Annotated in this window: 20 protein-coding genes; 12 read left to right on the top strand and 8 right to left on the bottom strand. The window is 50.0% G+C overall.

Features of this window, described 5'->3' with window-relative positions:
- Window positions 1-3 precede the first annotated feature (3 nt).
- Window positions 4-2,424 (bottom strand): phenylalanine--tRNA ligase subunit beta, encoded by a 2,421-nt coding sequence (pheT, locus tag ACYVB1_RS14720; protein ID WP_460924540.1) that lies wholly within the window; start codon window positions 2,422-2,424, stop codon window positions 4-6.
- A gap of 143 nt (window positions 2,425-2,567) precedes the next feature.
- Window positions 2,568-3,197: a DUF1684 domain-containing protein gene (locus tag ACYVB1_RS14715; protein ID WP_460924539.1), complete on the bottom strand. Its 630-nt coding sequence runs from the start codon at window positions 3,195-3,197 to the stop codon at window positions 2,568-2,570.
- A gap of 166 nt (window positions 3,198-3,363) precedes the next feature.
- Here ACYVB1_RS14715 and ACYVB1_RS14710 point away from each other — a divergent pair, with 166 nt between their 5' ends.
- The 7 genes from ACYVB1_RS14710 (at window position 3,364) to ACYVB1_RS14680 (ending at window position 11,817) form a co-directional block, all read left to right on the top strand.
- Window positions 3,364-3,750: an SRPBCC domain-containing protein gene (locus tag ACYVB1_RS14710; protein WP_460924538.1), complete on the top strand. Its 387-nt coding sequence runs from the start codon at window positions 3,364-3,366 to the stop codon at window positions 3,748-3,750.
- 96 nt (window positions 3,751-3,846) lie between these two features.
- Window positions 3,847-5,163, top strand: coding sequence for a glycoside hydrolase family 2 TIM barrel-domain containing protein (locus tag ACYVB1_RS14705; RefSeq protein ID WP_460924537.1), 1,317 nt, complete (start codon window positions 3,847-3,849; stop codon window positions 5,161-5,163).
- Window positions 5,164-5,278: 115 nt separating this feature from the next.
- Window positions 5,279-6,745 carry an Nramp family divalent metal transporter gene (locus ACYVB1_RS14700; protein ID WP_460924536.1) on the top strand — a complete coding sequence of 489 codons (1,467 nt, stop codon included), beginning with the start codon at window positions 5,279-5,281 and terminating at the stop codon, window positions 6,743-6,745.
- Between the two features lie 222 nt (window positions 6,746-6,967).
- Entirely contained in the window at window positions 6,968-8,824 is a 1,857-nt protein-coding gene (locus ACYVB1_RS14695) for a pyruvate kinase (RefSeq protein ID WP_460924534.1), read from the top strand.
- A gap of 354 nt (window positions 8,825-9,178) precedes the next feature.
- Window positions 9,179-9,412, top strand: a complete 234-nt coding sequence (locus tag ACYVB1_RS14690; RefSeq protein ID WP_460924533.1) for a hypothetical protein — start codon at window positions 9,179-9,181, stop codon at window positions 9,410-9,412.
- Window positions 9,413-9,416: 4 nt separating this feature from the next.
- On the top strand, window positions 9,417-9,926 hold the full coding sequence (locus tag ACYVB1_RS14685) for a hypothetical protein (RefSeq protein WP_460924532.1): 510 nt from the start codon (window positions 9,417-9,419) through the stop codon (window positions 9,924-9,926).
- A 1,687-nt stretch (window positions 9,927-11,613) separates the two neighbouring features.
- Window positions 11,614-11,817, top strand: a complete 204-nt coding sequence (locus ACYVB1_RS14680) for a YwbE family protein (RefSeq protein ID WP_460924553.1) — start codon at window positions 11,614-11,616, stop codon at window positions 11,815-11,817.
- Between the two features lie 33 nt (window positions 11,818-11,850).
- Here the strand turns inward: ACYVB1_RS14680 and ACYVB1_RS14675 are convergent, their stop codons facing one another.
- Together ACYVB1_RS14675 and radC are read right to left on the bottom strand one after the other, a co-directional pair.
- Window positions 11,851-12,231, bottom strand: a complete 381-nt coding sequence (locus ACYVB1_RS14675; protein ID WP_460924531.1) for a four helix bundle protein — start codon at window positions 12,229-12,231, stop codon at window positions 11,851-11,853.
- A gap of 49 nt (window positions 12,232-12,280) precedes the next feature.
- Window positions 12,281-13,003 carry a RadC family protein gene (gene radC / locus ACYVB1_RS14670; protein WP_460924530.1) on the bottom strand — a complete coding sequence of 241 codons (723 nt, stop codon included), beginning with the start codon at window positions 13,001-13,003 and terminating at the stop codon, window positions 12,281-12,283.
- Between the two features lie 231 nt (window positions 13,004-13,234).
- Here radC and ACYVB1_RS14665 point away from each other — a divergent pair, with 231 nt between their 5' ends.
- The 4 genes from ACYVB1_RS14665 to uvsE all read left to right on the top strand — a co-directional run bounded on the left by ACYVB1_RS14665 (window position 13,235) and on the right by uvsE (window position 17,030).
- Window positions 13,235-14,386 (top strand): metallophosphoesterase, encoded by a 1,152-nt coding sequence (locus ACYVB1_RS14665; protein ID WP_460924529.1) that lies wholly within the window; start codon window positions 13,235-13,237, stop codon window positions 14,384-14,386.
- Window positions 14,387-14,642: 256 nt separating this feature from the next.
- Window positions 14,643-15,092 (top strand): hypothetical protein, encoded by a 450-nt coding sequence (locus ACYVB1_RS14660; protein ID WP_460924528.1) that lies wholly within the window; start codon window positions 14,643-14,645, stop codon window positions 15,090-15,092.
- Window positions 15,093-15,280: 188 nt separating this feature from the next.
- Window positions 15,281-15,913 (top strand): carboxypeptidase-like regulatory domain-containing protein, encoded by a 633-nt coding sequence (locus tag ACYVB1_RS14655; RefSeq protein ID WP_460924527.1) that lies wholly within the window; start codon window positions 15,281-15,283, stop codon window positions 15,911-15,913.
- A 217-nt stretch (window positions 15,914-16,130) separates the two neighbouring features.
- Window positions 16,131-17,030 carry a UV DNA damage repair endonuclease UvsE gene (gene uvsE, locus ACYVB1_RS14650; protein ID WP_460924526.1) on the top strand — a complete coding sequence of 300 codons (900 nt, stop codon included), beginning with the start codon at window positions 16,131-16,133 and terminating at the stop codon, window positions 17,028-17,030.
- Here the strand turns inward: uvsE and ACYVB1_RS14645 are convergent.
- The 4 genes from ACYVB1_RS14645 to ACYVB1_RS14630 form a co-directional block, all read right to left on the bottom strand.
- On the bottom strand, window positions 17,027-17,515 hold the full coding sequence (locus tag ACYVB1_RS14645; RefSeq protein ID WP_460924525.1) for a DUF4112 domain-containing protein: 489 nt from the start codon (window positions 17,513-17,515) through the stop codon (window positions 17,027-17,029). The genes uvsE and ACYVB1_RS14645 overlap by 4 nt on opposite strands.
- Window positions 17,516-17,615: 100 nt before the next feature.
- Entirely contained in the window at window positions 17,616-17,843 is a 228-nt protein-coding gene (locus ACYVB1_RS14640) for a hypothetical protein (RefSeq protein ID WP_460924524.1), read from the bottom strand.
- 191 nt (window positions 17,844-18,034) lie between these two features.
- Window positions 18,035-18,307, bottom strand: coding sequence for a hypothetical protein (locus tag ACYVB1_RS14635; protein ID WP_460924523.1), 273 nt, complete (start codon window positions 18,305-18,307; stop codon window positions 18,035-18,037).
- A gap of 77 nt (window positions 18,308-18,384) precedes the next feature.
- Entirely contained in the window at window positions 18,385-19,236 is an 852-nt protein-coding gene (locus ACYVB1_RS14630; RefSeq protein ID WP_460924552.1) for a mechanosensitive ion channel family protein, read from the bottom strand.
- Between the two features lie 677 nt (window positions 19,237-19,913).
- On the opposite strand from ACYVB1_RS14630, the gene ACYVB1_RS14625 reads away from it, so the two are divergent.
- The gene (locus tag ACYVB1_RS14625) at window positions 19,914-20,159 is read left to right on the top strand and encodes a hypothetical protein (RefSeq protein WP_460924522.1); all 246 of its coding nucleotides are present in this window, start codon (window positions 19,914-19,916) and stop codon (window positions 20,157-20,159) included.
- Window positions 20,160-20,324: the final 165 nt, after the last annotated feature.

The following is a 20,324-nucleotide window of genomic DNA, read 5'->3' as shown; positions in this document are numbered from 1 at the left end:
ACACTATTTTCTGATAAAAGCTCCCAATTGTTTCTCAAATTGCTGCATCAGGCGATTCATGGTAGAGTCAATCACCTTATCAGTCAGGGTTTGCTGTTTGTCCAGCAACGTGAAGCTGATAGCATAGGCTTTTTTGCCTGCAGCTATCTTGTCACCCTCGTACACATCAAACACGTTCACGTCCTGCAGCAGCTTGCGCTCTGTCCGGAAGGCGATGTGCTTGATCTGGTCGAAGGTAATGTTTCTGTCGAGAACGAGCGACAGGTCGCGGCGCACTTCCGGGAATTTAGGCAACTCTTCGGCCACCAGGTTGTCTTTGTACTTCTTCAGGAGGTAATCCCAGTTCAGTTCCGCATACCACACCTGCTCCTTCACTTCCATGAAGCGGGCCACGCCGGCATCCAGCGGGCCAAGCTCCGCGATAACGGTGCCGTTCTTCAGGTAGGCAACACCTTGGCGCATATAGCTGTTCGGCTGCAGTGGCTGTATCTCAAAATCGCCGGCGTTAAGTTTGCGCAGCACGTTCTGCACCACCCCTGCCAGGTCATGGAAGGTAGACTTGTTGCTCGGCTGCTTCCAGCTTTCAGCGGTTACGTTGCCGGCCATGTAAAGGGCTAGTTTGCGGCTTTCTTTTGTGCTGCCGTCCTCCAGTTGCTCGTATACCTTGCCCAGTTCAAACAGCTTCAGGTCGCGCTGACGGCGGTTAATGTTGCGGCGCAATACCTCCAGGCCAGAGAACACCATGCTCTTGCGCAACACATCCAGGTCTTCAGAGTTATAGTTGATGACCCGCACCAGTCCTGCTACCTCCGCCTTTCCGGCAGGCACATAATACTTGGAGTTGGTAATAGAGTTGGTGATGATCTCATGGAAACCGTTATCCGCTATATAGTTCGAGATGGCTTCAGTTACGTTCTCAGCATAAGGCTTTGGGAACTTAGCTAAAAAAGTCGTCGCCAGGTTCTCACTCATCTCAATGTTGTTGAAGCCGTAGATGCGCAGAATTTCTTCCACTACATCAGCCTCACGGGTTACATCAACTTTGAACGGTGGTACTGAGAACTGGATAAATTCATCTGTCTCGCCGGTCACCTCCACTCCTAAATCAGTCATGATTTTCTTGATGCGCTCTGCGCCAATGTGCTGCCCAATCAGGGTATGCGCACGCTCAATGCTGAGGGTGATGATTTTGTTCTCGATTGGTGCAGGGTACACATCCACCACCTCAGAAGACACCTCGCCACCTGCTACTTCCTGCACCAGCAGCGCTGCACGCTTCAGGGCATGCAGCACCATGTTCGGGTCAGTGCCGCGTTCGAAACGGAAAGAGGCATCCGTTTTCAGGCCGTGGTTCATGCCGGTGCGGCGTACCCAGTCCGGAGAAAAGTAAGCGCTCTCGATGAAGATGCTGGTGGTATCGTCTGATACCCCGGACTCCTCACCTCCGAACACGCCACCAATGGCCATCGGGCCTTCTGCGTCGCAAATCATCAGGTCTGTTGCCTGCAGCTTGCGCTCCACGCCATCCAGTGTTCTGAAGGTAGTGCCTTCGGCCACGGTTTTCACGATGATTTTATTGCCTTTGATTTTATCGGCATCGAAAGCGTGCAGTGGCTGACCCAGTTCGTGCAGCACATAGTTGGTTACGTCTACCACGTTATTTATCGGCGACAGGCCAATGGCACGCAAACGCTTCTGCATCCACTCCGGCGACGGACCTACTTTCAAGCCAGTAACCGTTACACCGGCGTAGCGTGGGCAGGCTTCCGAATTCTCCACCTCCACTGCCACAGGGTGTGATGTGTTGCTTATTTTGAAGTCTTCTACTGAGGGTAGCACTACTTTGGCATCTGTCAGCGCCTGCAGGTCGCGGGCTACGCCGTAGTGCGAAGCAGCATCGGCGCGGTTCGGCGTCAGGCCAATCTCAAATACTTTATCAGAACCCAGACCGAAGAACTCAGCAGCTGGTGTCCCATTCGGTAAATCTGTGTCCAGCACCATGATACCAGCATGCGAAGTACCGACTCCGATTTCATCCTCCGCACAAATCATTCCTTCCGACACAGCACCACGTATTTTAGACTTCTTGATTTTGAAGGCCTCTCCACCTGTAGGGTACAGCGTGCTGTTGATGGTAGCCACGACCACGCGCTGCCCTGCTGCCACGTTGGGCGCACCGCACACAATCTGGCTCGGCGTACCGTTGCCAATGTCTACGGTCGTAATGCGGAGGCGGTCTGCATCCGGGTGAGGCTCGCAGGTCAGCACCTCGCCCAGCACAATGCCTTCCAGGCCACCCTGTACCACGTCAAACGTTTCGATGCCCTCTACCTCCAGGCCTGCGCCTGTCAGCAAAGCACCTACTTCTTCGGCACCTTTGTCTATATGAATCAGTTGTTTCAGCCAGTCGAATGAAATCAGCATAGTGTTTTGTCTTTTAAAAAGAGCCTCCGCACCGGAAGCCAGTATTCTCCAAAATTAAGGATACTTCTTTTAATTACGAATTATGAATACCGAATTACAAGTGAATCAGGCTGTCACCGTGACAGCCGCATTCCTGAGGCAGCTTAATGCGCCCCCTCGTAGGTCTTCTCCCCTGCCGGAACAGCTATATCCAGGCGGTTGTCCTTTGGCGGCACCGGGCACACATAGTCGGGGTTATAGGCGCAGTAAGGACTGTAGGCACGGTTGAAATCCAGCACCACCGTCTTCGCATTTTCCTCGAAAGGGACATCCAGGTAGCGTCCACCGCCATAGGTTTCGTAGCCGTTCGTTCTGTCCGTGAAAGGCACAAACAGTTGCTCTCCCTCATCTGCCCCTCTGTTCGCTTTCTTATACAGCATCAGGCGCTGGGGCTGCCCCTCAAGTTCAAAGGATGCAACAGCATAACGCAGATAAGCCTCATTGCTACCGTCGGTCATTGGCATGAGCAGGGTGTCCTGCTGCGGCAGCTTTTCAACGTCCGCCTTCACACGGTAATCCGGGTCCGGTTCGTAGTATTCCAGGTTCTTGAAACTGCGGCGGTCTTCGTCTTTGAAAGGACTATTGGCCCGGCTCCGGAACGAGAGGTCTTTATCTGTCCGCTCCTGCTGCAGCGGCTTGATGTAGTTGTCGTCGTTAAAGAAGGTTTCCTGCACAAAGTAGAAGAGCACCAGCGCGATGCCCGCCAATATGATCAGCCTTAAAGGTCGTTGCATAAGGTTCAATAGCTATTTTATGCAAAGGTCGGAAATTTTTGGAGAGGGTGTAGGGGAAAGTTGGAGATGCGGGCATCATTTAATATTTTAAGAGAAAGAAGGATAGCCCCGACGTATACATGTTTTTGAAATCATACCTTTGCCCAAACCTCCATCAGATAAAACCATGAAAGACTTCAAGAAATACTATATCATTCCTGCAGCACCCGAAGAAGTGTACCTCGCCCTGACGCACCCCCTCACGGTACAGGCCTGGACAGGGGACAAAGCCGAAATGTCGGCGGAACCAGGCACCGAGTTTTCGTTGTGGGACGGCAGCATTGTAGGCAAAAACCTGGAGTTTGAAGAGGGCAGGAAAATTGTGCAGCAGTGGTATTTCGGGGAACAGGAGGAAGACTCTATCGTTACCATTAAGCTGCATCCGCACAAGAACGGCACCTCAGCGGAGCTCCGGCACACCAACATTCCGGATGAGGCTTATGAGGACATGGTGGAAGGCTGGAACAACAGCTACTTTGGTGCGCTTATCGAGTTTTACGAAGACGAAATGTAAAGCAGCCTTTTCCTGCGGCATGCAGAAGTTCTACATTGCTGTACACAGGCATGGTAGCCGACGAGAATTAAGTTTTTAAATGACAAGCCCCTCCACATGAAAAACTTTATTTCAACAGCGCTTACACTCCTGCTCATGGTCTCTGTTGCGCAAGCCTGCACAGACTCACCTGCAGAAGAACAAACTATCCGACACATGCAAGAAGCGGTAAAAGTAGAAGTACGCCAGGAAAACGGCGGGTATCAGCTTTACAGAGGCGGTGAACCTTATTATATCAAAGGCGCAGGCGGCAGCCGGTACCTTGAGCAATTGGCAGCCTACGGAGGCAACTCCATCCGCACCTGGAGCACCGACAATGCCCAGGAGGTACTGGACGAGGCACACAAACATGGCTTAACCGTCACAATGGGACTGGAGGTTGGCCGCCAGCGCCACGGCTTCGACTACGACGATCCCGCGGCCGTGGCCCAGCAACTGGCGGAGCTACGGAAAGAGGTCATAAAGTATAAAGACCATCCCGCTTTGTTGATATGGGGCATCGGCAATGAACTGAACCTGAATTACACCAACCCACGGGTGTGGGATGCGGTAAACGACATCGCGAAGATGATTCATGAGGTGGACCCAAACCACCCAACCAGCACGATGCTGGCGGGCATCAACAAGATGGAGGTGGATTACATAAAGGAAAAAGTGCCGGCACTGGACATACTGGCAGTGAATGCTTACGGCGGCTTACCGGATGTGCCGAAACGGGTGCGTGAGTTTGGCTGGGAAGGCCCTTATATGATTGCGGAATGGGGGCCAACCGGGCACTGGGAAGGGCCGCAGACACCCTGGGGAGCATCAGTAGAGGAAACCAGCAGCCAGAAAGCGGCCGTTTATAAAAGTCGCTATGAGGCTTCTATGCTGCAGGATAAGGAGCGTAATTTGGGCTCCTATGTGTTTTTGTGGGGCCAGAAGCAGGAGCGTACGCCCACCTGGTATGGCCTGTTCACTGAAGACGGCAAGGAGTCTGAGGTGATTGATGTGATGCAGTATCTCTGGACAGGTAACTGGCCACAGAACCGCGCCCCCCACCTCAGTTCGTTTGAAATAGACGATAAAAAAGCGACAGACAACATTTACCTGAAGCCGAACAAGAACTACAAAGTAACCACAGCGGTGAGTGAACCGGATGAAGACGAGTTGACGTACCGGTACGAGTTGCTGCACGAAAGCACTGATCTAAAAGAAGGCGGCGACCGCGAAAACAGGCCCGATGCAGTACCAGAACGGGTATCTGAAACAGGTGCAGGAAAGGCCAGGCTCAAAACACCGAAGCAGGAAGGGGCTTACCGCCTGTTTGTGTATGTGTATGACGGCAACGACAACGTGGCTACCGCCAACATTCCCTTCTATGTGAAAAAGTAATTCTGAAAACACCCGGGAGTTACTCTAGCCTTTTAAGCTTTACTTAAAAAGTCCAGCCCAAAAGAAACCTCACTTCCTTGTCTGGGTAGTAACTAGTTAAACAACAGCTTTAACTATGACCTCAGACAATACCGAAGACAAAAAAACCAAAGAAGTACGTTCCTCTACACCCCATCCTCCCACTGGCAAGGACAGGTTTAAGTGGTACGGCCCCGGACTCATCTGGATGCTTTCTTCCGTGGGCTCCGGCTCAGTACTCTTCACGCCCCGGGTTGGCTCCAGGTATGAATACTCCCTCCTGTGGATAGCCCTGATAGTGTTCGTGCTAATGTGGGTCATGATAAAGGAGGTCGGGCGCTATACCGTCGTAACCGGCAAAACGATACTGGATGGCTTCAGAGACATTTCCGGTCGCAGTGGCTGGGCGCTATGGTTGATTTTTGTCCCTCAAATTGTTGCCGCCGTTGTAACAATCGCCGGCATTGCTGCACTGGCTGGCAGTGCGCTCATGATTGCCTTTCCCGGTAATCAGCTTACGTATGCCATTGGGCTGATTGTGCTCTCTATCATACTGGTTGTGTCGGGGCGGTATGCGTGGGTGGAACGCGCCACCAATGCACTTGCCGCACTGTTGGTGGCGATTGTGGTGGTAACTGCTGCGCGTGTTATCTCCTCCCCGCAAGCACTTCTGGCGGGTGCTGTGCCTTCTATTCCATCTGACTTTGACATTGATTTCGTGCTGCCATGGGTTGGTTTCATATTGGCTGGTGCCGCTGGTATTATGTGGTTCTCTTACTGGGTGGTGGCCCGGCAATATGGCGGCCCCCAGGCTAACCCATCTGATGTGCAAAACATGACCACTGATGAAGATGAAGATGAAAACGAAGAACGAAGCCAAAAACTAAGGCAGTGGATAAAAATAATGAGTACAACGGCTGCTATCGGTGTGCTGGGAGGAGGACTAATCATTGTTGCGTTCACCGTACTAGGTGCCGAACTTCTCGCGCCGGAGGGTATTGTACCGGAGGGCATTCAGGTGGCGGAGGATTTGACAAGGCTGCTGTCTGAAGTATGGGGAGAAGCCGGTTACTGGATGCTGATTACAGCGATCGTTATTGCCCTGGGCGGAACGGTACTGGCGAACCAGGATGGCTGGGGGCGCATGTTTGCCGATGCCACCATTGTGTTGCTGGCACCGTGGTTTGAGAAAAACGAGAAGGTAGAGTTCAAAAACAGGAACGAAATCCACACAAAAGAAGATCTACCCAGAAGCCAGCACCTCTTCTACAGCTCCATTACACAGCGCCGGAAGCTGAAAAACATTTATGCAGTTCTCTTCTGCGCCGTTATCCCCATTCTGTTGCTCTTCATTGTGCAGGATCCGGTAGATATTTTATCTATCGGCGGAGCAGTTGCTGCGGCCCATACGCCTGTCGTTGTTTTCCTGACCATGTACCTGAACTATAAGAAGCTGCCCAAACGGCTTTCGCCAGGTATTTTCGCTACCATCATCATGACGATTTCAGGTTTCTTTTACTTAGGATTTGCCGTGTTTTACTTTTTCCAGGGTGGTACCGGTTGAAATGTAAGGGGAAGGTAGTCCTGCCCTGGTTTGAGCAGGACTGCACAACATCCGTGAAATAGAAAGACAAATTAGAGGAGAACCAAAAGACCTGTTAAGCGGTTAAAACAAATTTTACTTATCTTATTATTAAAATAAATATTTTAAGTTAATTTAAATCTAAAAGCACAACCTAAGTATCAATTCATCAGTTTGTAAGCCTGTATAAAACCCGACAAAAACATGCAGCAAGATGTAAACCAACTGGAAGCGCTGATAGAGCAAATTGACCTCCTGCACGAGGAGGCAGTGGCATTGGAAAACAAGTTCGCTCCGGCTGTGGAGCTCGTGCACGCAAAGTTCAGGAAGAGCGCACAAAACTTGCTGCACTACCTGTCGATGCGCAAGCGCGACATGCGCGATTTACAGGAGAACTTATCGCAGCGGGGTTTATCGTCCCTGGGGCGTGCAGAGGGACATGTACTGGCTAGTCTGCAGGCGGTGCGTAATCAACTCTGCCTCCTTGCAGCCTGCTCACCCGCAGAAAAGGAACTGGCGGTTTCATTCCTTGAGAACAGCGAGCTGCTGGAGTCTCACACCGAGGCACTACTAGGCCCAAAACCTGAAAAGCGCAACACCCGCATCATGGTGACGCTCCCCAGTGAAGCCGCCGAGGACTATGACTTGCTGCTCCGCCTGTTAAAAGCCGGCATGAACTGCGCCCGCATTAACTGTGCCCACGACAACGAAAAAGTGTGGCTCCAGATGGTGAAACTGATTCACCAGGCCTCAGCAGAAACCGGTGTTGAGTGCAAGGTACTCATGGACCTGATGGGGCCCAAACTGCGTACAGGCCCGTTAAAGGAGGGTCCTAAACTGGTGACCATTCGCCCTGCCCAGAATAACTTAGGCCAAACCACAGAGGCAGCCAAAGTGTGGCTGGCACCGCCAGATGCTCCCCCACCTGTAAACATGGATGCCTGGCTGCCGGTAAAAGCTGAGTGGGTAGCGCAACTGCAGGAGAACGACACCATTTTCTTTACCGATACCCGCGGACGCAAACGCTCTTTCTCCGTCCTGAAGAAGGAAGCCAACGGTGTGATAGCCCATCTTTTCAAAAGCTCTTACATCACAACAGGCATGAAGCTGCGCATCAAGAACAAAGCTGTGGCGGATCGCACAACCGAGGTCGGCGAACTGCCACCCACTTTTGCGCCCATCATCCTTAAAAAAGATAACCTGCTGGTGCTTACGCGGGAGCTGATTCCGGGTGAACCGGCGCTATACGATGACCAGGGGCACGTCGTGAACCCGGCACATATTTCCTGCACCTTGCCGGAGGTATTTAAACAGGTAAAAGAAGGGCAGCCCATTCTCTTCGACGACGGCAAAATAGAAGGAAAAATAATGGAGGTCAGCAAAGATTCCATTGTGGTGAAAATTACGTATGCCAGCCCCAACGGCAGTAAATTACGCGACGACAAAGGCATTAACCTGCCAGAAAGTAAGATTCGGCTGAATGGCATGACGGAGAAGGACAAGCATGACCTTAAGTTTGTGGCCAGACACGCTGATATCGTCAACTTCTCCTTCGTGAACTATGTGGAAGACGTGGAGGCGCTGCACCATGAACTAAATGCACTGCAGGCTGACAATGTGAGTGTGATGCTGAAAATAGAGACGAAGGAGGGATTTCGGAACTTGCCGCGCTTATTGCTAGCTGCCATGAAACGCTATCCGGCCGGCATAATGATAGCCCGCGGCGACTTGGCAGTAGAGTGTGGCTTCCTGCGGCTGGCTGAAGTTCAGGAAGAGATTTTGTGGCTTTGCGAAGCGGCTCACATACCCGTGGTATGGGCTACGCAGGTGCTGGAAACGCTTGCAAAGAAAGGTCGCCCTTCCAGGGCAGAGATAACGGATGCCGCCATGGCCCAACGGGCCGACTGCGTAATGCTGAACAAGGGCCCGCACGTGGTACAGGCTGTTGAAATGTTGCATGACATTATGGTACGTATGCAGGAGCATCAACATAAAAAGACCTCTATGCTGCGTAGCCTGCACGTGTCAGATTTAGAGGCGCTGCAGGAAGAAACAACCTGATGCCATCTGGCAAGCCAGCTACAGCAGCAGCTTCATCTACCTGAATTTCAAGTTAATAAACTGTAATTTTCAAAACATTTTACCTACCTTTCCTCAGGCAACGCACCAAACATAAAGTGGAAGTGCGTTGCCTTTGCTTACTTAGCAAAACGAAACACTATGGAAAACACTGTTTCTTAGCGGTAGTTTTGCCCGTGAACCGGATACCATGAGAGGTACAAAAAATGGATTCGGGCAACCTGCCACGCTGGCATCAGTATAACCTTTTCCATAGAATACTTAAATTTTACGCTATCCTTTCGCTGTTGCCCGAATAGAAGGTATAGTGTTATTGTTTAGCTAAATTTTGGTTTGATGAAAGACAGAAACATCGAGAAACTGCTCTACAAGCTTGCCGCCTTCCTGGTAATATGCGGAGCCGTGGTACGCTTCTTACACCTTTCCGACAATTATTTAGGACTCCACCTGATTCTTTCAGGACTCATTACCGGGGTAGTAGCCATATTTATGTACATGAACCACGAAAACGAACTGGAGCAGAAAAGAGCTGCATCGAAAGAGAGGCAGCAGCAACTCAGGAAACGATAAACTTATGAATGCATTTTCAATCCTGTTCTTTCTGCTGTTGGCCTGCTCCTTCCATACCCAGGCACAGGAAGCAGATCCACAATTTTTCCCGCCAACGACACAGTATGTGCAAATCACCGATAAAGAGGCACGCCCACTGGTTATTGTAGACTCGCAGGAAACAAGACACGATGCTTTGATTCTAGACCCGAATAAAATCCAGCGCGTGGATGTGTACAAAGGAGAAAAAACAGTGGACAAATTTGGAGCGAAAGGCAAAGAAGGCGTTGTGCTGGTATCGCTGAAAGAGGAAGTAGCCCTGTCAAGGCTGCCGGAAATTTTTGACCGCTTTGATATTAGTAAACAGGCCCGAAAGCTGACAGTTGCCATAGATGGCAAGCATGTTTCTGAACCGGAACTCCTGCTGGCCGACCTGCGCCAGATCAAGAAAGTTGAAGTAAAACCGTTTGATGTTACCGCACCCTCCCGGTGGACCTTTGAGGAGGAATACCTGAACATTGTAACGGTTCAGTAACCAGTGCCTTCCTATGCACCTGAAATGTGTCCTATACCTGCTGTTGCTCATCCTGCCGCTTTCCGGTTACACAAAGAGCTACTACATCAGCAGTACGGGCAAGGACACCAGTAATGGCCTGAGCAAACGATCAGCCTGGCAGAGCATCAGCAAAATCAACAGCAGCAGGTTCAGCGCCGGCGACTCCATTCTTTTTGAAGGAGGCGCTACTTTTACGGGCAACCTCCACTTCCACCTGGGCAACGTTGACACAACCGGCACATCCGGTAATCCCATCATTGTGACCTCCTGGGGCACAGGCAAGGCCATGATAGCGGCAGACACCAGCTACGGCCTGTACGCCTATAACGTAGCCGGTTTTGAGGTTCGCCATCTTGCCTTTGCAGGCAGCGGCTATGCCACGAACAAAAACTACGGCATCTTCTTCTATAACGATCTGCCTGATGATAAGAAGCTACAGCACATTTATATCGATGATGTGGAGGTGCAGGGTTTCAGGCAGGTGGGCATCTCCATCGGAAGCTACAACGGCAACAGCGGCTTCAGCGATGTGCGTATTACGCGTGCTATTGTACATGACATTGGCTCCGAAGGCATTAACAGCTGGGGCTACTTTAGCCAGCAGAAAAAAGGCTATTCCCACCGCAACATTTATGTAGGCAACTGCCATGTCTACCGGGTGCATGGCCTGCCCCTGCCCGACAAGCACAGCGGCAGCGGCATAGTACTATCTGACGTTGACTCAGCCACCATAGAGCACTGTGTGGTTCACTCCTGCGGCATGAACAACCTGCATTGTGGCGGGCCTGTCGGCATCTGGGCCTGGGACGCCAACAAGGTGACCATCCAATTTAACGAGGCCTACAAGATGAGTGCAGGGCGCGGCTGCGATGGCGGCGGCTTTGACCTGGACGGAGGCATCACAAACTCTGTTATACAGTACAATTACTCCCACGACAACGAAGGTCCTGGTTACCTGGTGGCGCAGTTTGACGGGGCACGCCCCATGGCAAATAATGTTATCCGCTACAATATTTCAGTAAACGACGGCAGAAAGAACGATTATAAGGGAATTACTTTATGGGTTGCCAACTCAAACCACAATGGGGGCAATCAGGGTTTGCACATACACAACAACACCATATATGCCGACAAACACATCGTACCTACCGGTGGAGCCTTCCGTGTTATGAGTGCCCACCACAAGAACATCCTCCTCTACAACAATATTTTCTATACTGTAAACGGGGCACTTCTCATGGAAGCTACCAACACCACAAACCAACTGGCGTTCAGCAACAACTGCTTTTACAGCCAAAACAGTGAACCACTTGTACAATGGGGCGACTCCCTCTTTACAAGCCTGACTGCATTCAAAGAAACCTACAGGTATGCGGCAAGCGAGGAGGAGACGGCCCCCTTCTCCGCAGAGCCGGGCCTGAAGGATCCGGGGTACGGGAAAGCACTTGGCTACCCCCTCGATCTCGCAAAACTAACGGCGTACCAACTGGAGGCACATTCTCCTCTTATCGATAAAGGCGTAGATTTGCAGGAGGAACTGCCTGTCTCCCCTGCTGCACATGACTTCTTCAGGAATCCGGTACCGCAGGCACAGCAGCCGGATATTGGTGCAGCCGAATACACCGAACCGAAAACTATTCCATCACTGCTATACTATAAATTGAAAATGGACGGAACAAAACGCTCAAATATAAAACCCGGCCTGCGTGTTAACATCGTCATGAAAGAAGACCAACGCACCGGTGACTTAACAGAAGGCTATGTAGAGAAAATCCTCACCAACTCCCCTACACATCCCCACGGCATTAAAGTAAGGCTGGAAACAGGCGAAGTTGGGCGGGTAAAGGAGATATTAGAGGAAGACTTCTAAGTTAAAAAGTTAGAATGTTAGAACGTTAAAAAGTTATTTTCTCCTTTGGTATGACTTTCTGATGGTGGTGAGAATAGCTGTAAGTGCTGCTGCCTCTTGTTTTAAATTGACTAAGAGCTCTGCTTTCACAATGTCTGATTCCTCCAGCAACTCAAGCCAGAAATGAGATTCGTCTGCTTCTTCTAATACCAGACCTATTTTAGATACAAACTCAGCACCAGACCTCGCGCGGCAAGCCGCACGATAGTTTGCCGCAACAGATGTAGCCGAGCGAAGTAACTGCTTTCCCAAAGTTTGCGCATCGGGCCTATTCGGCAGCGTCTGAAACAGTTTGATTACACGTAGTGCAAACGCCTTCGTTCTCGCTTTAAATTGTACAGCAAAATCATAATTGCTCAACCTTACTTCACTCATAAGTCCAGATACTCAACTTTCTAACCCTCTAACTTTTTAACTTTCTAACTTACAACACTCCCTCGTCGGCAAAGCTGTAGTAGTCGTTGTCTGTGAAGATGATGTGGTCGAGCACGGGGAGGTCGAGGAACTGGCCGGCTTCTTTCATTTTTTTGGTCAGGGAAATGTCGGCGTTGCTGGGCTTGATGTTGCCGCTGGGGTGGTTGTGCACCAGGATAATGGAACTGGCCAGCTGCTCCAGCGCTTTCTTAAAGATGATTTTGGGATCTGCCACCGTGCCCGCCACACCGCCTGAGCTGATGCTTTCCTTCTTCATGACGACGTTGGCTCTGTTCAGCAGAATAATCCAGAACTCCTCGTGGGGCAGGTCCAGCAACTGGGGCTTCATGTAGTTGTAAATATCCGTGGAGCAGGTAATACGGGTTTTCGCGGCGGCGGCGGTCTCTTTCCGGCGACGGCCCAACTCCAGTGCACTCACAATGGCAATGGCCTTGGCCTCCCCTATGCCCTTATGCTTGGTCAGGTCCTTTACTGTCAGTTTGGCCAGTTCATTCAGGTCGTTGCCTACAGTCGAGAGTATAAGTTTTGCCACATCTACTGCCGTCAGCTTCGGCGTGCCCGAACCGATGAGGATGGCAATAAGCTCCGCATCGCTTAAGGCGGCCTTGCCTTTCATTAAAAGTTTCTCGCGGGGGCGGTCTTCCTCCGCCCATGTTTTGATATTGAGTGGCTGCTGATAGGGCGCTATAAAAATGCTTTCGGATTCTTCCACTTGCGGTATAGAATTTGATAGTCAGGAGATGTCTGTGAAAGAATTTTCTTTCAAAATAAGTTCAGCACAGGCTAATATAATTTAAATCCTAATTTATTTTCATCATTACCACACCGGCTGCGGCTTTAAACGTGTGGTGATTGCTTTTATATGAGACGCATGATTTCTATTGGAATTGTAGTATTGATCCTTTTTGCGGTGGACCTGTATGTGTTTCAGGCAGTAAAAACTGTGACACAAAATCTTTCTCCCACGACACAAAAGGTCATATACTTTTTGCATTGGGCTGTTTTTGCCATTACGGCAGGCACTTTTGCCCTGGCTTCTGCCACACGTGGCACGCCTCCCAGTGCCATGAAGACTTACCTGGCCAGCACGCTATTCATTATTTTCGCTTCGAAACTGGTAGTAGTGCTGTTTTTATTTGTAGATGATACGGTGCGCATCGGTAAAATTGTGTTCAATAGTGCCAACGGCAACACAAGCTTCGACCCTTCGCGCAACAAGTTCCTCAACCAGATGGGCCTGTTGGTGGCAGCCGTGCCCTTCTCCGCCTTTATCTATGGCATGGTGAAAGGCGCCTATGACTACCAGGTGAAGCGCGTAACACTCCGCTTGCCAAACCTGCCGCAGGCTTTCGACGGCTATAAAATGCTGCAGATCTCGGATTTGCACACCGGTAGCTTTACCTCTACAGAGCCGCTCAAAGAAGCCGTAAAGCTAATTAACCAGCAGGAGGCAGACCTGGTGTTCTTTACCGGGGACCTGGTGAATAACATGGCCGTGGAGGTACAGCAGCACATCGACACACTGAAAGAGATCAAAGCGAAAGCAGGTGTTTTCTCCGTGCTTGGCAACCACGACTACGGCGATTATGTAGCCTGGCCGAGCGTGGAGGCCAAGCGCCAGAACCTGCAAAACCTGATGGATAGCCATGGCAAAATGGGCTGGCAGCTGCTTATGAACGAGCACCGCATTATTGAGAAGGACGGAGAAAAAATAGCTGTGCTCGGAGTAGAGAACTGGGGTAACCGCCGGGGCTTTCCGCAGTATGGCCGTTTGGATCAGGCTTATAAAGGCACAGAGGATTCCCCCTTCAAAGTACTTCTGTCGCACGACCCTTCGCACTGGGACGGGGAAATCAACCAGAAGTATGACGACATTGACCTGACGCTCTCCGGGCATACGCATGGCATGCAGTTTGGTGTGAATATCCCTGGCTGGAAGTGGAGCCCTGTGCAGTATGTGTATGAGCAGTGGTCTGGCCTCTACAAAAAAGGACGCCAGCACCTGTATGTGAATACGGGCCTTGGCTTCCTAGGCTATCCGGGCCGTGTAGGCTTTTTACCGGAAATTACGGTTTTTGAGTTAAAGAAAGCTTAAGCTGCCACAGAACTATCAGGAGCGCCAGCCAGTAAGGCTGGCGCTCCTGTTTTACAGGCTATTGCACATTCAACAAGTGCTAAATTCTTCAACGCGGCCGCTCTGCACGACAGCCTTCGTTTGGTTGAATCAACATACCCCCAGCTACTATGCTAACACATAAGCAGCATCCTGCTTAACCAGTTTAGGCCCCGTTCGTAAAACAAAGGGTACCCCGCGAGTGGTATACCGTTCATTTAACCTGACAAAAGAAACTATGAAAAAAACATTTTATTCTATATGCGTCTTCACCGCCCTTTTATTCACCGCTACATCCTGCACCGAGGATGCCGGCACCGAAACAGAAGTGCCTGAAGCAAATAATGATGAGTACGTAAACCCAAACCACATCAGAGGGTATGATAACACACCCGGCGGCACACCTACTAATGCCAATGGCCCCATCACTGCAGATGAAAACGTTACTTCTGGTAACACTACCTCAAGTAACAGCCCTGGCGGTAATAATTCTGCCAACATGAATACGACTACAGGCAGCACCAGTGGCTCCACCACCGGTAACACGGCTGGCGGCGGTGGTGGTGGAGGCAACACGACCAGCGGAAGCACAACCAGTGGTAACACAGGCGGCGGCAATGCAACAGGTGGCACTACTGCCGGCGCAGGCAACCAGACAGGACAGGGAACTACCGGCGGCAATCAATAATACAGAAAAGGCTAAAAACACAAAGCCTGTAGCGCGCGTAGCTACAGGCTTTGTGCTTTTAGCTAATTTAGTTTACTTTTATACATCAGCAGCGGCGGCTAATTTTTGATTTCGAGAGGCTGGCATACTTTTTGGCGCCCTCATTCGTATTAACCATACAAACCGCTGCTACGGCTTCAGAATTCTACATGCTCCGACATCCATTCTTTTACGTTCTTGCTTTCATGCTCCTGTGCTGCCTCCCTGCACACGCTCAGAAGAGCATCAGGCTGAGCGGCACAGTGGTAGAGCCCGATCGCAAAACACCAATACCGGGGGCAACCATTGTGAAAGTGAACACAAATCTAGGCGTTCTCTCAGATGAAAAAGGGGAGTTTAAGATTGATATTGACCAGCGTGATACGCTTATTATACGTGCCGTAGGTTTTAAGCCGCTTTTGTACCTGCCCAACAAGTTACCTGTGTCTGAACTGCGCGTAAACATTGTGATGCAGGAGGACAGCATCATGCTAGGTGAAGTTGAGGTCACCAGCCGCCCCTCGCAGGAAATGATAGACCGGGCGCTGCGCAACATGAAGCGCCAGCAGGTGAGCCAGACGAAAAGACCGGGACATATACCAGGTTTAGAGCCACCTCCCCCACCGCCAGCCCCTGCTCCTACTATTGCCAGCCCCATCGGCCTGATGTACGACATGTTCTCCAAAGAAGGGAAAGAGCGCCGCAAGCTGGAAGAGTTGAAACAGAGGGAAGAACTGGAGCGCAGGCGGAAGGAAGAAGAGGAATACAACCGTTTTTTTAAAGACAACAGAGGATATAAATAAAGCCTTTCAGAAGCCTGCAGCCAAAGCAGGCTTTTTGCTTTTATGACCCTTAGGTTAACTTCTTAAAAGCTTAGGAAGGAGCGCTGGATGCAGGAGCAGAAAAGGGCGAAGCAGAGCTATAACTACTTCTCTGAATAAAACACCGGCTATTGTTAAGGGCAGCTAAACAAGTCCTTGTTCCGTAGGTTATGTGTATGTATAGCTAAAAACTACCTGCATGAAGATCGGATACCCCTGTATGAACAACACCCTGGACTGTAGCTCCTCCCGCACTTTTCGCCTTGCCTCCTATTCAGAGGAGCGCCTGATAGAGACAGTGGAACAGAACCTTGCCTGCCTGCGCCGTATCCTGGAGTACAATGTGCAGCATGGTCTGTTCTTTTTCCGGCTTACTTCCGACCTGGTGCCGTTTGCCTCGCACGAGGTGAACAAGTACAATTGGCAGGAGCATTTTAAAATGACCTTCCGCAAACTGGGCAATTACATAAAAAGCAACAACATGCGTATCTCCATGCACCCCGATCAGTTTGTGGTACTTAACTCCCCAAATGAGCAGACGGTGAAGAACAGCGTGGCAGAACTGGTGTACCAGGCAAGCGTTATGGACCTGATGGGGCTCGACACCACCGCTAAGCTGCAGATACACGGTGGTGGCGCCTACGGTGATAAAGCTTCCGCCATACAGCGATTTGCCGAAGTATACCACTCCCTGCTGCCAGATTTCGTGAAGGCCCGGCTGTGCGTAGAGAACGACGACCGCACTTACACATTACAAGACTGCCTGCAGCTGCACGAGGAAACCGGCATGCCCATTATCTTCGACAACTTTCACCACGAGTGCGTGAACAACGGGGAACCTATGCGCGAGGCAGTACAAATGGCTGCCAGTACCTGGCAGCCGGAGCGGGATGGCATCCTGATGATGGACTACTCCTCACAGGCACCCAACGAGCGCAGAGGCAAGCACGTGCAAAGTATACAGGAGCAGCTCTTCCACGACTTCTTGGCCGAAACCGAAGGCCTTGACATGGACATTATGCTGGAGATAAAAGATAAAGAGGAAAGTGCCCTGAAGGCAATAGAACTAGCCAGGACCATGGGCAGGGTGACTGCTTAGAAAATAAGGTGGTACAACCACTCTATCAGTTCCCACATCGCCCACAGGAGCAGCATCAGCACAACCACTATACCCACCACAGCACCTATGAGAATACCCTTGCCACTACCCTGGTACTTCCCTTCTTCATAATGGCGGCGAAGAAGCCGTACGTTCCGCTCATTAGCTTTGAACGCGAAGTCAAAGATATTCCCTAAGATAGGCACGCTACCGATTACAGTATCAATGGCAAGGTTGATAAGCATGAGCACAACCAGCTTTCCACTGGCACCATGGCGAGCCATCGTCAGTATGATGGTAGCAGACATGGCAAAAGATGCCAAATCACCGGCAACAGGCAGCAAGCCCAGCACCGGGTCTAATCCAAAGCGGAAGTTGGTGCCCGGAAGCTTGAACTGATTGTCCATGATTCGCGCCATATAATCCACCCACTTCAGTCGCTCCGTGTGCGGTGTGCGGGTGTAGCGCATATTTTCTTTTGCCATATGCGCTTATACGGCGGCGGCAGCCGAAAGGTGCAATTTTAGCAGAGGTTCAGGCACTGCTGTCATCCCCTGTTATCAGGGCAGGCAACGCTAATGCTGCCTAGTTTCTCCTTCTGTTTCTGAAAGCTTTGTTTCTCCTCTTTTGCTGCTTGCTCATGCTCCTGGTGCCGTTCCACTTTTTGGTGCTGCCTTCTGCACGACCATTGTTAAAGCGCATGCTTCGGCCGTCATCATCCACCACTATTGCTTTTCTTCCTCTGAGGGGCGAGCAGGAAAAAGTTAACAACGCCACCACCAACACCATCAGGAACTGCTTAGAAATGTTCATATATACTTTAACTGTTTATGATTATTATTTTCAGAGTAGCTTAACGCAAAGCAAATTTAAAAGTATTAAAAATTAATGGAAAAAGCCAAATACAAGCAGTAAACAAAAGAAAATGAGCTACAGGAACTGCATTACAGCTCTTGTAGCTCACTTTTTTGTTGTACAGGTTGTACAGCGTATTCAGGCCAGGCTTACTTTTTTTTGCCTTTGCCAGCCTTGTTACCTTTAGCGGCTTTTCCTTTGCCTGACTTTGTATGGCCGGGGTTAGTTGTGAGGGGGTGATGCGGGTTATTCGGGTTCTTATACCAGCCCTTGTGCAACCCATTGTCTTTTCCGGTTGCCTTTCCTTCTTTCAGGATAATGACTTTTCCAATCCGGGAGGGCTGCTTTTTAGAGCTGGAGCAGGAAGCCATGAGCACAACCGCGCACAGCATTAGTAATCCTTTAGCTAAATGTAATTTCATAAAAAGATGCTTGATGACAGCGCAATATAGCCTAAAAAAGCATCCTATTTTACACCCGCTCCTACTCTGTTAAATGTTCACATTGCCTGGGCTGTACCAGTCTTCTCTGTTCCTGCTACCGTCCGGACAGGAATGTCCTTTTGGTAGTCGTATAATTTGATTTCCTGTATGTCGGCCGGTAACCCGAAGCCGTTTTCCAGGAGGGCTTTTGTTACGGCCTGCATGATGCTTCCCTTCAGCAGGACCACGCCTTTTTTGTAATCGTCTGTCTCAGCCCAAAAGAACACTTTTATATTAACTGTGCTGGTTCCTAGCTCATCTACGGTGGCATACGGTGGATCTTCCTGTAGCACTCCTTCCACACCCAGCGCTGTTCTTTCAATTAAATCAATGGCATCCTGTATGTTGTCATTATAGTCAATGCCCACGATAAAGTCCATGCGGATAAGGCCATTTTGTGTCAGGTTAGTTACCTTGGATGTCAGGATGGTGCCGTTTGGGATGAATACATCTTTGCTGTCGAAGGTGCGGAGATGGGTGGTTCTCAGGTGAAGGGCTTTTACTTTGCCAATGGTCTCCTCCACCTCAATAGTGTCGTTTATCTCGAATGGCCGGTTAAATGCCAGAATCAGACCAGCCAGAAAGTTCTCGGCGATGTCTTTAAAGGCAAAGCCGATTACAACCGCCGACAATCCAGCACTGGCCAGCAACCCTGCGGCAATGCCGCTCAGCCCTAGCGTCTGGAGCACCAGCAAAAGGCCAACTATAATAACTGCCCACTTTGATACTAGTGCAATGTACTTCCCGGTAATCTGATCATGCGATTTATTGGTGAGCCTGCCATCGAGCCAAGCCTTTACTTTCCCGGCCAGCCAGATCGCAACGAAGAAGATCAGGACAGCGGCCAGGATATTCGGCAAAAGGAACAAAAGCTTTCCCAATACTCATTTACTACCCTCGTAAGCCCCGAGGTAGTGTTCGCAATATCAAAATTGTTAGCCTCTTGCATCTTTTATATGTTGTGTAATTAACCGCAACGGTCGCCAGTCCAGGAAAAAATCTTCAGGCATGGCACTGGTTGTGCCTGCTGATTCTTAACGAATAGACAAATTTCTGGTTCTATTGTTTTAGAAAGAGGAGCAGTATATCACAGGAGAGGGCAGCTACCTCATACGGGGCTGCTGCATGGGGCGTGAGTTGGAATGGCCTAGAATGAATAAAGGCCCATAGCGTTCACTCTATGGGCCTTCCAATCAACCTTATTATTTAAATTAATCAGATATCCTGCATGCATATACTGCTATCTATATAGAAAGGTTTGAATAACATATCAAAAAATTTTCCAAACCACCAAAGTTGTTTTCCACATCTATCTGTACGCACATCAGAAACAGTACTCTCCGCTACAAAAGCAGGATACGTTTCAGACGCCTAGCAGCACGGGATACTTAAATTACCTGGTCCGGCAGCCTGAACAAGGTCTCTGTACTATGCCTCTTCATTTTCAAAAGAAAGTAAATACCCGCAACCAGCTAAAAGTGTGCGCCTGCCAATTTTCTGCAAGGGTCAAGCGTTATCTACAGGAACAAGTTTCGTATTAAATACCATGGACCTATACCAGTTTAACAGGAGACCTCTGGAACAGCGGGCAAGCATCGTGATGAAGCATGGCACCTTCTTAGCTATCCGGCATAGGTCGCAGTATATCATTAGCTTGTACTACATTAACCAGTTCTTTGCCGAAATGTGGTATGAGCCCCGGCGGCATGATTTCGTACTCGTTCGTGGCCTCAGAGATAGCGTAGGGCTGGAGCCTTATCTCGCCATGATAAGACTTTCCGACATTACATAACAGCTTTTTACTCCCCCGGCAACATCAATTCCCAAAGCAGTTGTACCCGCTAGTTTTACTTAGGGTGTGTCTGATGAATACTTTTTCAGGTAAAACCTAATAAAAGCCAGCTTCAGCATCGCTAAGAAACTGACGGCTAATTTCTCATATCTTGTAGCAACTCTG

Source organism: Pontibacter brevis (assembly GCF_054779655.1).
Note: the sequence above shows the minus strand (reverse complement) of the source record. Positions and strands in the feature narration are given on the sequence as shown.

Bases quoted from the DNA above. Each gene is read 5' to 3' on its own strand.
- ACYVB1_RS14685 (WP_460924532.1), top strand. From the start codon at position 9,417: ATGAATGCATTTTCAATCCTGTTCTTTCTGCTGTTGGCCTGCTCCTTC.
- ACYVB1_RS14640 (WP_460924524.1), bottom strand. From the start codon at position 17,843: ATGAACATTTCTAAGCAGTTCCTGATGGTGTTGGTGGTGGCGTTGTTA.
- uvsE (WP_460924526.1), top strand. From the start codon at position 16,131: ATGAAGATCGGATACCCCTGTATGAACAACACCCTGGACTGTAGCTCC.
- ACYVB1_RS14695 (WP_460924534.1), top strand. From the start codon at position 6,968: ATGCAGCAAGATGTAAACCAACTGGAAGCGCTGATAGAGCAAATTGAC.
- ACYVB1_RS14680 (WP_460924553.1), top strand. From the start codon at position 11,614: ATGGACGGAACAAAACGCTCAAATATAAAACCCGGCCTGCGTGTTAAC.
- ACYVB1_RS14675 (WP_460924531.1), bottom strand. From the start codon at position 12,231: ATGAGTGAAGTAAGGTTGAGCAATTATGATTTTGCTGTACAATTTAAA.
- ACYVB1_RS14690 (WP_460924533.1), top strand. From the start codon at position 9,179: ATGAAAGACAGAAACATCGAGAAACTGCTCTACAAGCTTGCCGCCTTC.
- ACYVB1_RS14660 (WP_460924528.1), top strand. From the start codon at position 14,643: ATGAAAAAAACATTTTATTCTATATGCGTCTTCACCGCCCTTTTATTC.
- ACYVB1_RS14700 (WP_460924536.1), top strand. From the start codon at position 5,279: ATGACCTCAGACAATACCGAAGACAAAAAAACCAAAGAAGTACGTTCC.
- ACYVB1_RS14625 (WP_460924522.1), top strand. From the start codon at position 19,914: ATGGACCTATACCAGTTTAACAGGAGACCTCTGGAACAGCGGGCAAGC.
- ACYVB1_RS14655 (WP_460924527.1), top strand. From the start codon at position 15,281: ATGCTCCGACATCCATTCTTTTACGTTCTTGCTTTCATGCTCCTGTGC.
- ACYVB1_RS14635 (WP_460924523.1), bottom strand. From the start codon at position 18,307: ATGAAATTACATTTAGCTAAAGGATTACTAATGCTGTGCGCGGTTGTG.
- ACYVB1_RS14645 (WP_460924525.1), bottom strand. From the start codon at position 17,515: ATGGCAAAAGAAAATATGCGCTACACCCGCACACCGCACACGGAGCGA.
- ACYVB1_RS14705 (WP_460924537.1), top strand. From the start codon at position 3,847: ATGAAAAACTTTATTTCAACAGCGCTTACACTCCTGCTCATGGTCTCT.
- ACYVB1_RS14710 (WP_460924538.1), top strand. From the start codon at position 3,364: ATGAAAGACTTCAAGAAATACTATATCATTCCTGCAGCACCCGAAGAA.
- pheT (WP_460924540.1), bottom strand. From the start codon at position 2,424: ATGCTGATTTCATTCGACTGGCTGAAACAACTGATTCATATAGACAAA.
- ACYVB1_RS14715 (WP_460924539.1), bottom strand. From the start codon at position 3,197: ATGCAACGACCTTTAAGGCTGATCATATTGGCGGGCATCGCGCTGGTG.